The organism is Nonomuraea sp. NPDC049152, assembly GCF_040648355.1.
Lineage (GTDB): Bacteria > Actinomycetota > Actinomycetes > Streptosporangiales > Streptosporangiaceae > Nonomuraea.
Genome location: NZ_JBEZDO010000002.1, coordinates 26,737 through 39,739, shown reverse-complemented (window position 1 = coordinate 39,739; position 13,003 = coordinate 26,737). Strand labels below are relative to the sequence as shown.

The 13,003-nt window shown below is 68.9% G+C and carries 17 protein-coding genes and 1 tRNA gene; 8 read left to right on the top strand and 10 right to left on the bottom strand.

Features of this window, described 5'->3' with window-relative positions; genetic code table 11:
- Positions 1–26 precede the first annotated feature (26 nt).
- Positions 27–1,400: a hypothetical protein gene (locus AB0B45_RS03935; RefSeq protein WP_358124862.1), complete on the top strand. Its 1,374-nt coding sequence runs from the start codon at positions 27–29 to the stop codon at positions 1,398–1,400.
- Between the two features lie 99 nt (positions 1,401–1,499).
- Positions 1,500–1,877, top strand: coding sequence for a hypothetical protein (locus AB0B45_RS03930; protein ID WP_358124859.1), 378 nt, complete (start codon positions 1,500–1,502; stop codon positions 1,875–1,877).
- Here AB0B45_RS03930 and AB0B45_RS03925 read toward each other — a convergent pair.
- The gene (locus AB0B45_RS03925) at positions 1,859–2,623 is read right to left on the bottom strand and encodes an NAD(P)H-binding protein (protein WP_358124856.1); all 765 of its coding nucleotides are present in this window, start codon (positions 2,621–2,623) and stop codon (positions 1,859–1,861) included. The genes AB0B45_RS03930 and AB0B45_RS03925 overlap by 19 nt on opposite strands.
- A gap of 84 nt (positions 2,624–2,707) precedes the next feature.
- On the opposite strand from AB0B45_RS03925, the gene AB0B45_RS03920 reads away from it, so the two are divergent.
- Positions 2,708–3,151 (top strand): hypothetical protein, encoded by a 444-nt coding sequence (locus tag AB0B45_RS03920; RefSeq protein ID WP_358124854.1) that lies wholly within the window; start codon positions 2,708–2,710, stop codon positions 3,149–3,151.
- On the opposite strand, the gene AB0B45_RS03915 is transcribed toward AB0B45_RS03920, so the two are convergent.
- Complete coding sequence (locus AB0B45_RS03915) at positions 3,138–3,590, bottom strand: hypothetical protein (RefSeq protein WP_358124851.1); 453 nt, start codon at positions 3,588–3,590, stop codon at positions 3,138–3,140. The two genes, AB0B45_RS03920 and AB0B45_RS03915, sit on opposite strands and share 14 nt — an antisense overlap.
- A 157-nt stretch (positions 3,591–3,747) precedes the next feature.
- On the opposite strand from AB0B45_RS03915, the gene AB0B45_RS03910 reads away from it, so the two are divergent.
- Positions 3,748–4,758 carry a nucleobase:cation symporter-2 family protein gene (locus AB0B45_RS03910; RefSeq protein WP_358124848.1) on the top strand — a complete coding sequence of 337 codons (1,011 nt, stop codon included), beginning with the start codon at positions 3,748–3,750 and terminating at the stop codon, positions 4,756–4,758.
- On the opposite strand, the gene AB0B45_RS03905 is transcribed toward AB0B45_RS03910, so the two are convergent.
- Positions 4,749–5,204, bottom strand: coding sequence for a MarR family winged helix-turn-helix transcriptional regulator (locus AB0B45_RS03905; RefSeq protein ID WP_358124845.1), 456 nt, complete (start codon positions 5,202–5,204; stop codon positions 4,749–4,751). The genes AB0B45_RS03910 and AB0B45_RS03905 overlap by 10 nt on opposite strands.
- A gap of 63 nt (positions 5,205–5,267) precedes the next feature.
- On the opposite strand from AB0B45_RS03905, the gene AB0B45_RS03900 reads away from it, so the two are divergent.
- A complete protein-coding gene (locus AB0B45_RS03900) occupies positions 5,268–5,642 on the top strand; it encodes a cupin domain-containing protein (protein ID WP_358124842.1) in 375 nt (124 codons plus the stop codon).
- The gene (locus AB0B45_RS03895) at positions 5,642–6,019 is read left to right on the top strand and encodes a cupin domain-containing protein (RefSeq protein ID WP_358124839.1); all 378 of its coding nucleotides are present in this window, start codon (positions 5,642–5,644) and stop codon (positions 6,017–6,019) included. Before AB0B45_RS03900 ends, AB0B45_RS03895 begins: the two co-directional genes overlap by 1 nt.
- A 221-nt stretch (positions 6,020–6,240) precedes the next feature.
- On the opposite strand, the gene AB0B45_RS03890 is transcribed toward AB0B45_RS03895, so the two are convergent.
- Together AB0B45_RS03890 and AB0B45_RS03885 are read right to left on the bottom strand one after the other, a co-directional pair.
- Positions 6,241–7,500: a hypothetical protein gene (locus tag AB0B45_RS03890; protein WP_358124836.1), complete on the bottom strand. Its 1,260-nt coding sequence runs from the start codon at positions 7,498–7,500 to the stop codon at positions 6,241–6,243.
- The gene (locus AB0B45_RS03885; protein WP_358124833.1) at positions 7,497–8,009 is read right to left on the bottom strand and encodes a sigma-70 family RNA polymerase sigma factor; all 513 of its coding nucleotides are present in this window, start codon (positions 8,007–8,009) and stop codon (positions 7,497–7,499) included. Before AB0B45_RS03885 ends, AB0B45_RS03890 begins: the two co-directional genes overlap by 4 nt.
- A gap of 199 nt (positions 8,010–8,208) precedes the next feature.
- Between AB0B45_RS03885 and AB0B45_RS03880 the strand changes: the two genes are divergently transcribed.
- Positions 8,209–9,528, top strand: a complete 1,320-nt coding sequence (locus AB0B45_RS03880) for a serine/threonine-protein kinase (protein WP_358124829.1) — start codon at positions 8,209–8,211, stop codon at positions 9,526–9,528.
- A gap of 47 nt (positions 9,529–9,575) precedes the next feature.
- On the opposite strand, the gene AB0B45_RS03875 is transcribed toward AB0B45_RS03880, so the two are convergent.
- The 4 genes from AB0B45_RS03875 to AB0B45_RS03860 form a co-directional block, all read right to left on the bottom strand.
- Positions 9,576–9,648, bottom strand: a tRNA-Ala gene (locus tag AB0B45_RS03875).
- Between the two features lie 128 nt (positions 9,649–9,776).
- Complete coding sequence (locus AB0B45_RS03870) at positions 9,777–10,406, bottom strand: histidine phosphatase family protein (protein WP_358124826.1); 630 nt, start codon at positions 10,404–10,406, stop codon at positions 9,777–9,779.
- The gene (gene rsfS, locus AB0B45_RS03865) at positions 10,403–10,798 is read right to left on the bottom strand and encodes a ribosome silencing factor (protein WP_358124823.1); all 396 of its coding nucleotides are present in this window, start codon (positions 10,796–10,798) and stop codon (positions 10,403–10,405) included. The genes AB0B45_RS03870 and rsfS overlap by 4 nt, the downstream gene beginning before the upstream one ends.
- A gap of 208 nt (positions 10,799–11,006) precedes the next feature.
- Positions 11,007–11,741 (bottom strand): helix-turn-helix transcriptional regulator, encoded by a 735-nt coding sequence (locus AB0B45_RS03860; protein WP_358124820.1) that lies wholly within the window; start codon positions 11,739–11,741, stop codon positions 11,007–11,009.
- A 101-nt stretch (positions 11,742–11,842) separates the two neighbouring features.
- On the opposite strand from AB0B45_RS03860, the gene AB0B45_RS03855 reads away from it, so the two are divergent.
- Entirely contained in the window at positions 11,843–12,268 is a 426-nt protein-coding gene (locus tag AB0B45_RS03855) for a nuclear transport factor 2 family protein (RefSeq protein ID WP_358124818.1), read from the top strand.
- A gap of 90 nt (positions 12,269–12,358) precedes the next feature.
- Here AB0B45_RS03855 and nadD read toward each other — a convergent pair whose 3' ends face one another.
- The gene (gene nadD, locus AB0B45_RS03850; protein ID WP_358124815.1) at positions 12,359–12,973 is read right to left on the bottom strand and encodes a nicotinate-nucleotide adenylyltransferase; all 615 of its coding nucleotides are present in this window, start codon (positions 12,971–12,973) and stop codon (positions 12,359–12,361) included.
- Between the last annotated feature and the right edge of the window lie 30 nt (positions 12,974–13,003).

Genomic DNA, 13,003 nt, shown 5'->3' with positions numbered 1-13,003 from the left:
ATCGCAACGGGGAAGGGATTCGACACATGCCTGTCGACCTCGACAACGCACGACCCTTGGCCTGGGATTCGGCCACGCTCGACGCGGACACCAAGGAGATGCTGGACAATCTCCAGCCGAACATCCTGCGCGCTCACGTCCGCGAGCACCTTTCTCTACTCTTCATCAGATTTAACGACATTTCGGATGGAAGGCGCTTTTTGCGGACAATTGCCACCAGGCATATGAAGTCCGCTCGCAAGCACCTCGAAGAGGTCAGGGAATTCTCCAAGGGGAGGAAGCCCGGCACGCCGTACGTGGGGCTCGGCATCAGCAAGGCCGGCTACCGCGACCTCGGCCACAGCGTCGAGGAGCTGCGCAGGTTCGGCGACCGCACCTTCCGCGACGGCATGAAGCGCAGGATCGCCGAGGTCAAGGACCCCGCCGTGACCGAGTGGGAGACGGCCTACCAGCGCGAGATCCACGCCGTCGTCCTCATCGGCGACTCCGGCCCCGAGCCGGTCGCCAGACTGCGGAAGGAGATCCTCGACCTGCTGCCCGACACCGCCCGCGTCCTCGGCGAGGAGACGGGCAAGGGCATGCGCAACCCGGCGGGCGACGGCATCGAGCACTTCGGCTACGTCGACGGCCGCAGCCAGCCGCTGTTCGTCGCCGACGAGGTCGACAAGGAGCCGCGCGCGCACTGGAACCCGGCCTTCCCGCTGGGCAACGTGCTGGTCGCCGACCCGTTCGCGCCCAACGCGAACCGGCACTTCGGCAGCTACTTCGTCTTTCGCAAGCTGGAGCAGAACGTCAGGGCGTTCAAGGAGATCGAGCAGGACCTGGCCGACGCCCTCGGGCTGACCGGCGCCGACCGCGAGCGCGCGGGAGCGATGCTCGTCGGCCGCTTCAAGGACGGCACGCCGGTCACGTCGAAGGCGAAGGCGGGCGGCGGCCCCGTCGCCAACGACTTCACCTTCGACGCCGACGAGGGAGGCAAGTGCCCGTTCAGCGGGCACATCCGCAAGACCAACCCCCGGTTCGACGGCATCAGGAACGTGCTCATGGCCCGGCGCGGCCAGACGTACGGCGAGCGCGCCGACCGGCCGTGGGACGACGCCGCGCCGGCCACCAGGCCGAGCGCGGGCGTCGGGCTGCTGTTCATGGCGTTCAACTCAAGCCTGGAGAACCAGTTCGAGTTCACCCAGCGCGACTGGGCGAACAACCCCGACTTCCTCAACCCGGCCACCGGGCATGACCCGGTGATCGGGCAGGGCGTCCGGGACATCAAGGTGACTTTCCCCAAGGTCTGGGGCAAGCCTGAGATGTCGCCCCCGCAGACCCAGGTCACGCAGACGGTGACGATGCTCGGCGGGGAGTACTTCTTCATGCCCTCCCTGGCCTACCTGCGCGCCCTCTGACGGCCGGCCGGGGGTACGGTCTGCCGTACCCCCGGCAAGCAGCCACCCGCCCGAGGGGTCCTGCGCGAGTGATGCCCGATGCCGTAGCATCCACGACTTATGAGCGTAGGCGCCATCCTGTTCGTCATCCCGACGGTGATCCTCCTGGTCGTGGGCATCGTGTTGACCGCTCGTGCCAGAGGCGAGCACGGACGAGCCGCGACCTTCGGCCTGATCGGCTGCGTCGTGCTGCTGGTCGGCTCCATCCTGCAGGGTGCCTGGCAGGTCATGCTGCCTTCGATCGTCGAGTCCGGCGGCTTCGAGATCTTCAAGGTGGTCAACGCCGTCACCGGCTTCGTGTTCTTGGTGGTCAACCTGGCCGGCACCGGCTTCCTGATCATGGGCGTGGTCGCCCGCCGCAACCCGCCGCAGACCCCGCAGTACCCCCAGGCGCAGGGCTGGCAGCAGCCGCCTTCCGATCAGTGGCCCTCCAGGTAGTCCCGCCACCCGATCCGCCCGTACGGCTCGGCCCGCGTCGTCAGGTGTCCGGCCCTGAAGGCGCGCCCCAGCTCCCCCGGCACCCGCATCCGCAGGACCGGCCTGCGCGCCCCCCGCGCGGCGCGCCACCGCCCGGCCAGCTCGGCCATCGTGAGCACCTCGGGCCCCCCGTACTCTCCGATTCCCGACGAAGGGCCCAGCGCCACCCGCTCGGTCAGATGCCCGGCCAGGTCCCGCACGTCGACGGGCTGCGCCTTGACGCCCGCGTCCACCGGCAGTACGGGCAGCTTGGCGAACACCTGGTCGGCGAACTCGTGGAACTGCGTCGCCCGCACGATCGAGTACGGTACGGCGCCCGCCGCGACGATCCGCTCCGCCCTGACCTTGCTCCTGAAGTACCCCCACGGCACCTTGTCCGCGCCCACGATCGAGACGTAGACCAGGTGTCCCACACCCGCCTTCGCCGCCGCCTCGATCAGCCCGAGGGTGCCGTCGAGCTCGACTTCGTCGGTGTACCTGCCCTTGTAAGGAGCGGAGGCCAGGTGCAGCACCGCGGCCACTCCTTCGACCGCCTCGGCGAGGCCCGCGCCCGTGGCCAGGTCGGCCACGACCCACTCGGCCACCCCTCCGCCCGCCCGCCTGGCCCGGCGGCTCGTGGCCCGCACCTCGTGGCCCGCTTCGGCCAGCCGCCGTACCATCGCCGTGCCCAGCCTGCCGCTGGCGCCTGTCACCAGAATTCGTGTCATGCGAGGAGAGACGGAGCGGTATCGCGATTTGTGACACCTGGCTATATTCGGCGGGAGAGATCGGCGAGGCTTGCGGGGGCATTCATGACGTCAGAGGGCGATCCCAACCGCACGGTGCGGATCCGTCGGCCGCAGCCGGGCCAGGTGAGCCAGCCGCTGCCGGTCCAGCCCCCACCGCCGGCAGGACCGCCCGCCCGGCCCCATCCAGGACAGCCGACGGAGCCGGGCATCCAGCCGCCCGCCCCCCGAGCTCAACCGACCGGGCCCGGGGTGCCTCCGGCCGCGGCGCCGTACGACCCTTCCGCGTTCGAGGGTCCTGGGACGGTGCGCCTGCCGTACACACCGGACGAGCTTCCGCCCGTCGTCTACGCGCCGCCGCCGAAACCACGCTGGCGACGGATGGTGATCGGGGTGATCCTGTTCCTGGTCCTGCTGGCTGCCCTGGTGTTCGGGGCGATCAGGCTGAACGAGGCGGCGGCGGGCACCGGCCGCACCGCTGCCACCGCCCAGGACGTCACGCCCTGGTGAAGTCCATGGTCCAGTTCGTCTCCCACGTCACCTCTCCGTCTTCGGAGAAGGCCTGCTCCCACCTGCACCGATCCTTGTCGATGACCGTCCAGATGAAACGGCAGCGCACGGGCCTGCCCTCGTGCTGGTCGTCGGCGTAGAACTCGCCCCTGTCGCCGTCGAAGCGGCCCACGACCGGCGGCTGTTCGAGCCTGCCGTACTTGCTGTTGGCCCAGTAGATCGACCACTCCTCGGTGACGGGGTCGAACAGCCGCAGCGTCAGCCCCGAGAACCCCTTGGTGGGGAAGGTGATCTCGTCGAAGCTGGCCGCGCCGTCGAAGGGGCGGTGCGCCGTGGACCTGCCGGGGAACTCCTCCCACTCGTCACTGCCCGCCAGCCGCTCGGCGAGCAGGCGGTTGTGGACGTTCCATGTGCCGACGAAGAAGTCGAAATCATTCATGCCAGGACCGTAAGCCTCATCCACTGACATCTCCTGTCAGCATGGAGGATCCTCCAAAACCGCCACGTTCCACGGGCCGGAGTTTCGTGAGCGGGGGACACGCGCGGGAAACACACGGTTGATGTACTGACCGCATCCCCGACCTCCGGAGAGCCACATGACACACCCGGTGGACCAGCGGTTGCCCCTCCCCCAGACCGCCGCGCTCGGCCTGCAACACGTGCTCGCGATGTACGCGGGAGCGGTCGCGGTGCCCCTCATCGTCGGCGGCGCGATGAAGCTGCCGCCCGAAGACCTCGCCTACCTCATCAACGCCGACCTGCTCGTCTCCGGCATCGCCACGCTCATCCAGTGCGTCGGCGTGTGGCGCTTCGGCGTCCGCATGCCGATCATGCAGGGCTGCACGTTCGCCGCCGTCACCCCGATGGTGCTCATCGGCACCGCGGGCGGCGGGCTGCCCGCGATCTACGGAGCCGTGATCGTCTCGGGGCTGCTGGTGGTGGCGCTGGCGCCGTTCTTCAGCCGGCTCCTGCGCTTCTTCCCCCCGCTGGTCACCGGCACGGTCATCACCATCATCGGCATTACGCTCCTGCCGGTGGCCGCCACGTGGGCCGCGGGAGGAGCCGGCTCCCCCTCGTACGGCGAGCCGCGCAACATCGCGCTCGCCGCGGCCGTCCTCGCGCTCGTCATCGCCCTCTACAGGTTCGCGCCTCCCGCGCTGTCGCGGATCGCGGTGCTGCTGGGCATCGTGGTCGGCACGCTGGTGGCGATCCCATTCGGTTTCACCGACTTCTCCCACGTCGGCCAGGCCGCCCTGATCGGCGTCAGCACGCCGTTCCACTTCGGGCTGCCCACCTTCGAGGTGGCCGCCGTCGTCTCGATGATCATCGTGATGCTGGTGTCGATGACCGAGACGACGGGCGACTTCATCGCCGTCGCCGAGATCACCGAGTCGGACCTGCCGCCCGGGCGGCTGGCCGACGGCCTGCGCGCCGACGGCCTGTCAACGGCGCTCGGCGGCGTCTTCAACACCTTCCCCTACACCGCCTTCGCGCAGAACGTCGGCCTCGTCGGCCTGACCGGGGTGAAGAGCCGCTGGGTGGTCGCGGTGATCCTGCTCAACCTGCTGTTCAACCACACGGACAGGAAGGCCGTCGCTCAGAGCTGACGCAGCGTGCGAGCGAGGCCCTCGGGCGAGTCGCTGCGAGCCACCACCGCGGTGAGCACTTCACGCAGCGCCGCCACGCGGTCCTCGCCCAGTTCGGCGGCCACCCGCCGCTCGTAGTCGACGTGGAAGTCGTGGGCGACCGCCAGCAGGGCGCGCGCGGTGTCGGTGAGGTGCAGCATCTTGACCCGCGCGTCCGAGGGGTCGGGGACCCGTTCGACGTATCCGGCGGCCACCATCTCCTCGACCGTCTTGGCGGCGCCCTGCGGGGTGACCTGCAGTTTGGCCGCGAGCCTGCTGGTCGTGTGGGGCTCCACCGCCAGCACCTTGAGCGCGAAGCCGAACGTCTGCCGCAGGTCGGTGAACCCGCGTTCGGCCAGGTGTTCGTGCAGCTCGGCGACGTACTGGTTGTAGGCGAGCCCGAGCAGGACACCGAAGTCCATTGACATCCCTCCCAAGATAGACAACCATGGTTGAACACCTTGGTTGTAGATCTCTGGAAGGATACACCTTTGCCCGTCATCAGCGGAGCGACGGCTCCCGTCTTCACCATCGGCGCCACCCGTTTCACCGGCCTGGCGTCACCGAGCAGGGGCGCGAAGGAGACCTGTGTCTGGCGCACCACCGTCGCGCCCGGCACCGTGCCGAACGAGCACTCCTTCGACCGCGAGGAGGTCCTTGTCGTCGTCTCGGGCAGTGGTGTGGCGCGCCTCGCGGGCACCGACCACCCCGTCACCTCGGGCGACGCGATCGTCGTGCCGGCGGAGGTCATGTTCGGCTTGGGCAACCCGCACGACGAGCCGCTCGAGCTGATCGTCGCGCTGCCGGTCGGCGCGCTGGCCCGCCTGTCCGACGGCACCACCATCGTTCCCCCGGCGGCGGTGTGATGGCCGTCATCCACGGGGCCGACGCGCCCACCTTCACCGTTCCGCACGTCACGGCCATCGGTCTCGCCGCCCCCAGCAGGGGCGCGAGCGAGACCTGCGTGTGGCGCTTCACGATGGACGCGGGCACGCCCGCCGACAACGTCCACATGGTCGACAGGGAGGAGATCTTCGTCGTGCTGTCCGGCGGCCTGACCGCGACGCTCGAAGGCGAGGAGCACCAGCTCACCGCGGGCGACGCGCTGATCGTGCCGCCGCACACCCCGTTCGCCGTGGGCAACCCGCACGACGAGCCCGCCGAGCTCGTCGCGGTGCTGCCCGTCGGCGGTCAGGCGATCATGCAGGGCATGGAACCGTTCGTCCCGCCGTGGGCGCGGTGAACCCATCAGGCCTCGACAGGGCCTGATCGGCGGGACGAGCTTCTCGTGGCGGTGGGCTCAGTGCCGGGACGCCTCCGCACGGCCAAGCACGCGAAGAAGCGGAGACCCCGGTCTCCACCGAGGTCTCCGCGACTGAGGGTGCCGAAAGAGAGATGAGGGTGCCGGAGGACCGATCCCGCAGACGTCGGCCCCCGCCCGACGCCTGCAGGATCAGGCCCGGGTCACTGGGCCGGCTTCGCGCCCAGCTCGCCGACGTAGCCCATGGCCTCGTAGGTCTGCCGCAGCAGCGGCGTCGAGGACCCCGCTTCGACGACGTCGAGCTCCAGGAGCTTGGCGGTCTTGTCGTCGAAGATCAGACGGTAGGTGATCCCGTCAGCCACGCCGGCGTCGTCGGGCCCGGTCGTCTCCAGGGCGACTCCCGTGCGCCCCATGCCGTCGGCCACTCCCGTCTGCGACTTCAGACCGGACGTGGAGTCGGCCAGCACCTGGTAGAGGGCCGCCCTGGTGCCCGGCGTGATCGGCGCGGACAGCAGATCCGTGCCCGTCTGCCACATGTAGATGGCGAGCGGGACCGACCTGTCGCTCTGGTCGTACTGGTCGTACAGGTCATGCAGCTTCGCCTTCAACTCCTCCTTGCCCGTCGGCAGCTTGGAGATGTTGGACCAGGTGAGGCTGTCGTTGCCGATCGACATGATGCCCTCAGGCGCACCTTCCTTCGTGCGCGGCCGGTCATCGTCGGAGAGGCGAGGAGAGCCCGCCTGCTTCCACTTGGCCTCGTCCTCCGGAGTCGCGAACTCGACCTTCACGTCCTGGTTCTTCACCCGGCGGCCGCTCGCGTCCTTGCGCGACAGCCACATCTCGGTGGTTTCACTGCGGATCGCGGTGTACGGCAGTTTCGCCGTCTTCAGCTGGAGGACCTTCTCGTCGAACTCCTTCTTGGCGGCCTTCAGCTCGGCGGGCTTGTCCTTCAGCTCCGTCTCCTTGGCCTTCCACTCGTCGAGCAGTGGTTCGAGCTTGGCCATGTACTCCTCCGGGGCGGTGGTGACCTTCTGGGCGGTGCGCACCCTGGAGTACCAGAACGTGCCCGACGTGATCGGTTCCTCGGCGGCCACCTTGGCCGCCGCGAGCAGGATCGTCCGGGTGTTCGCGGCGGTACCGGTGGTCGTGGCCTTCGCCCCTGCGTCCACCGAGGGCGCTCGCACCCCGGGCTGCTGGGCAGTGGCCGGGCCGCTGGGCGATGCGTCCTGCGAGACCAACTGCGGAACGACGATCGCCGCGGCCGCGAGCCCCGCGGCCGCGGCGGCAATGACGAGCAGGGGTCGGCGCTGAGCCATGGAGAACCTCCGGAAGTGTTGGGGTGTACGAGGTGACTCGAACGCGCGAGCCAGATCCGCCGAGCGGCGCCGCCGATAGGCGTCCTCGGTGAGCGCGTCCGGACGTAGTGCGGCGATGAGCTCGTCGATGGCGTCTTTTTCGTTCATGCCTGTCCCTGGAAGTTGAAGCGAGGCGAGGGCTTGAGCGCGTCGGCCAGGCGACGACGTGCGCGGTGCAGCCGGACGTTGTACGTGCGCGGCGAGCAGCCCGCCGCCTGAGCCGCCTGCTCCGGGGTCAGGCCGTACCAGTTGGCCAGGACCACCGCCTCGACGTCCTGTTCCCGCAGACCGGCCAGTACGGCGAGGGCCTCCTGCCGGCCGGCGACCCGCTCGGCCACGTCGCCCTCGACGAAGGTGCTCAGCCCGGCGAGCCGAGCGATCAGCTCGTCACCGCGCAGCCGGCGGACACGATGGTTGCGCAGCAGGTTGCGGGTCACGCCGAGCAACCACGGCAACGGCGGATCTGGCAGATCGTCCAGACGCCGCCAGGCGACCAGAAAGGTCTCGCTGGTCAGGTCCTCCGCCATGGCCCACTCGGCACGAAGCAGGGCATAGCCCAGCACGTTCCGATAATGCCGGTCATAGAGGTTGGTGAATCGTTCTTCTGGATCGTCCACATCTAGAACTGTCTCGGAGGGCCCTCCCGATTACCGCCCAACCAGAATTCACACCGTCCTCACGCCACGCCGGCACGAGCGGCTCCCGTACCAGAGCCCGGAGGCGAGGCCATTGGCCGAGGTATGAGCGAGCGGGAACGACGCTCATGCCGGCGGATGTAATCTGATCAACTGTCGCGCTAGCAAGGCGGGGGTGGCCATGACAACGACGCGGGCCGGTCATGTGGTCGGCGGACGCTACCGGCTGGTCGCCGAACTGGGATCCGGCGGTTTCGGGCGGGTCTGGCAGGCCCGTGACGAGACCCTTGACGTCGAGGTAGCGATCAAGGAACTGCGGTTGCTGCCGGGGACGTCACAGGCCGAGCAGGCCGAGCGGCTCGCGCGCGCAACGCGTGAGGCCCGCAACGCCGCTCGGCTGCGCACGTACGAGAACATCGTCGCGATCCACGACGTCGTCGTCGAGGACGGCCTCCCCTGGATCGTCATGGAGCTGATCGACGGCTGCTCGCTGAACGAGCACATCAAGACGCACGGACCGCTGCCGGTGGAGCGGGCCGCGAACGTCGCCGTGGCACTGCTGGAGGCGATCGGCGTGGCACACCGGGAAGGTGTCGTGCACCGCGACATCAAGCCGGCCAACGTCATGCTCGCCAAGAACGGGAAGGTCCTGCTCACCGATTTCGGTACCGCGGTCCACAGCACCGATACCACCCTGACCGCCACAGGGATGTTCGTCGGCTCGCCGGAGTACATGGCCCCCGAACGGTTACGTGGCACCGACGGACTCCCCGCCAGCGACCTGTTCTCCCTCGGCGCGACCCTCTACCAGGCCGTCGAGGGCGTCTCGCCGTTCCACCGCGACACCCAGACCGCGACGCTGACCGCGGTCCTCCTGGAGGAGGCCCCGGCGCCGCAACAAGCCGGGCAGCTCACGCCGCTCGTCACCCGGCTGCTGGACAAGGACCCGGACAAGAGGCCGACGGTCGCCGAGGCACTGACCATGGCGGGCGAGCAGCCGGCCACTCATGTCCACCCGCAGCGTGACACCAAGATCCTCACTACGCCGGAACCCCCGAAGTGGCAGCGAAAGGGCGTTGCGGTGATGATCGCGATCATCGTCGCACTCGGCGTCGTCGGTCTCATGAACCTCGGCGTCGCCTGGGACTATCTCGAGGACTATCTGGAACCCGGTGACCCGGCCGAAGTCGCCATGCTGGTCGCCATCATCGTCGACGCCCTCTTCACCGGCGTGCTGTGCGCCGGAATCGCACGATTCATACCGCCGAGCGCCGGCCAGACCGTCGCCGTCGTCGTCGGTGTCGCCGCATTCCTCTTCGGCGGCGGCGCCACCGCTTCCGCTTTTGACGGCGTCGCCGAGATTCTCCGGAGCACGATGCTGCGCGACGACGGAGAGTCCGCCGCGACGATCTCGCTGACCGTGATCACCATCATCGTTCTCATCGCGGCCGGCTGGGCCTGGGAGTCCAGGCAGTCGCGACGTCCGCATCACGCCACCTGACCAGCGAAAAGGCCCGGTTCCGATGACGGAACCGGGCCTTCAGATTGTGGAGCTAAGGAGACTCGAACTCCTGACCCCCTCCATGCCATGGAGGTGCGCTACCAACTGCGCTATAGCCCCTGGTCACCGCTCCGAGTCCTCCCGTTGCGGCGCTCGCAGAGCATATAACCATCTCTCCCGATTCACATAATCGAGAGTTCCGACCCCGTTCACCTGCAGTCAGGGGACGCGTGAGCGCCCCCCGACGGTCAGGACGCGGCTTCGGGGGTGTCGTCGCTGTTGATCGGCTCGGGTAGCGTGCCCGCGTTGTGCTCGAGCAGGCGCCAGCCCTTGCGCCCCTCCTCCAGCACCGACCACGAGCAGTTGCCGAGCCCACCGAGCGCCGACCACAGCTCCTGCGGCAACCCGAGCAGGTGGGCGATGCCGAGCCGCAGCGCCGCCCCGTGGGAGGCGACGACCAGCAGCCCGTTGTCGTCGAGCTCGCCCGCCCACTTGCGCAGGGCCGCCCCGACCCGGTCGGCCACCTCCGGCACGGGCTCGCCGTCGGGCGCTTCCCATGAGACGTATTCGGCGGGCCAGCGCTCGGCGATCTCCTCGCGGGTCAGGCCCTCCCACGCGCCGCCGCCGCGCTCGCGGAAGGCCTTGTCGACCGAGACGTCGAGGCCGACCAGCCGGCCGAGCGCGAGCGCCGTGTCGTTGGCCCGCCGCAGGTCGGAGGAGACGATCATGGTGGGCCGCAGCGAGGCCAGCAGCGAGGCCGCCCTCGCCGCCTGGGCGAGGCCCGTCTCGTCGAGCGGGATGTCGGTGTGACCTTGGAAGCGGTGCTCCACATTCCACAGGGTCTGGCCGTGGCGCAGGCAGACGATCCGCTTGCTCACGTACGCGACCTCTGGGCGGCGGTCTGGGTGACGCTCTCCGGCAGCGTGATGGCGGGGCAGTCCTTCCAGAGGCGCTCGAGCGCGTAGAAGGTGCGGTCCTCTTCATGCTGCACGTGGACGACGATGTCGACGAAGTCGAGGAGCACCCAGCGCCCCTCCCTCTCGCCCTCGCGGCGGACCGGCTTGGCATCGCACTCGATGCGCAGCCTGTCCTCGATCTCGTCGACGATGGCGCGCACCTGACGGTCGTTGGTCGCGGAGCAGAGGACGAAGGCGTCGGTGATGACGAGCTGGTCGCTCACGTCGTAAGCGAGAATGTCGTCGGCCAGCTTGTCGGCGGCGGCCTCGGCCGCGACTCTGACGAGCTGAACGGATCTTTCGGTTGCTGTCACGATGTGGGTCTGTCCTCCTGTGTGACTACGTGTATAGCCCACGCTTACCCTGATAGTATCCCCGGCTGCTGCCAGATATAGCTCCGTGCGCGCAGGCCGTACATCTTGCCGCAAATCCCGCCCCGGGCCATCAGCGCCCTTCTCCGCGACCCTGCCCTGGTCGAGAACGGAGATACGGTCCGCCCACCGCCCCGCTTTGCGCGACCTCTTAAGGATGTTCCGTTTCGATGGCCTCTGGCTGGGATGAGAGCCATTGCCCGAGTTGCTGATCGTAGTCGGGTGCCACTCGTAGGCCGCGACCGGTGTTGCGGGAGAGCCATCCACGGGCGAGCAGCTGACCGGTGATGGCAGCGGGCAGGGCTCCGGCCAGGTGGGGGCGCCGGTGGGTCCAGTCGACGCAGGAGCGAGCGAAGACCCGCCGGGTGGCCGTGATGCGGTCGGGGTCGATCCCCAGTTCGGCGATCAGCCGCATGCCCTGAGCGGTCATGACGTGGTCACGGTCGTTGATCGGGCGCAGTGCGCCGGCGGCGAGCAGCCGGTCGCGGAGCTCGACGCCTCGCCGCCCGGCGAGATGGTCGTAGCAGGTGCGCGCCTCGGTGAGCGCGGCCACGTCGCGGTGCTGACGAAGGGACCGGACCGGGGCCGGCGGAGCGACCTGGGCCAGGGCCTCAAGAACCGCCGCGACATGCTCGCCGGCGAGTTCGTGGTAGCGATGGCGCCCCTGCACCCGCACGCGGACCAGCCCGCCCTCGACCAGGCGACGCAGGTGAGCGGTCGCGGTCGCCGGGTGCACGCCCGCGCTCCGGGCGAGTTCCCCAGCTGGCAAGGCGTGGCCGTCAGCCAGCACGGTCAGCATCTTCACCCGCGTCGAATCCCCGAACAGCGCCGCCACCGGCGCCAGGTCGCGATCGTGCGGCTGGGCGAGTGAGGTCATCTCGGTCATGTCCTCACACTGACACAAGCACGCTTTGCCCCATCCCAAAATTTCCCGCCCTTAGCGTCGGCGGTGTACTCCACATGGACCATGCGCGATGAGGAGCGGACATGAGCCGACGACACGACGACGCGACCGGCGCGATCGAGCACATCTTCCAGGCGTGGGACGAGGCGCTGGGCGCCAAGGACCTGGACGCCGCGATGGCGCTCTATCACGTTGACGCCACCCTGGAGAGCCCGCTGATCTGCCACCTGCTCGGGGTCGAGGAGGGGGTGGTGCGGGGCCGCGATGCGCTGCGCCGATTCGTCGAGCGGGTCTTCGCCCACCAGCCTCCGCAACGCCGCCGGTTCCGGGCCGGGTTTCTCTCCGACGGCGCCCGGGTGACCTGGGAGTATCCCCGTCAGACCACTGATGGTGACCAGATGGACATCGTCGAGGTCATGGAGGTCCGCGACGGTCTGATCCAGCACCACCGGGTGTACTGGGGCTGGTTCAGCGTCAACATGATCAAGAGCGGCGAACACTCCAGGTGACGCAGGAGCGCCCGATTGCCCGGCAAGGGGGTCGCGAGCGGGTGAGGCCGCGGCCCGCGGATCTGGCCTCGTGATCTACAGGACACGCGCTTAGCCCGCGTGGTAGAGCCCGCGCTTCCCGATGTACTGCACGATCCCGTCGGGCACCAGGTACCAGATCGGCTCGCCCTTCGACACCCTGTGCCTGCACTCGGAGGAGGAGATCGCCAGCGCGGGGATCTCGATCAGGCTCACCTTTCCCTCGGGAAGCCCGGGATCGAGCAGCGTGTGCCCCGGCCTGGTACAGCCCACGAAATGGGCCAGCTCGAACAGCTCGGAGGCGTCCTGCCAGTCCAGTATCGCCGACAGCGCGTCGGCGCCGGTGATGAAGTACAGGTCGGCCTCGGGACCGTAGATCCGCTTGATGTCACGCAGGGTGTCGATCGTGAACGTCGGCCCCGGCCGGTCCACGTCCACCCTGCTCACTGAGAAGCGCGGGTTCGACGCGGTGGCGATGACCGTCATCAGGTACCTGTCCTCGGGCGCCGACACCTCCCTCTCCGCCTTCTGGTACGGCCGGCCCGTCGGCACGAAGACGACCTCGTCGAGGTCGAAGTGATGGGCCACTTCGCTCGCGGCGACCAGGTGACCGTGGTGGATCGGGTCAAAGGTTCCTCCCATTACCCCCACGCGTCGCTTTCCCTGGACCCTGGGAACGTTCATCATGAAACGGACCTTACGCGGATGTCCGACGCA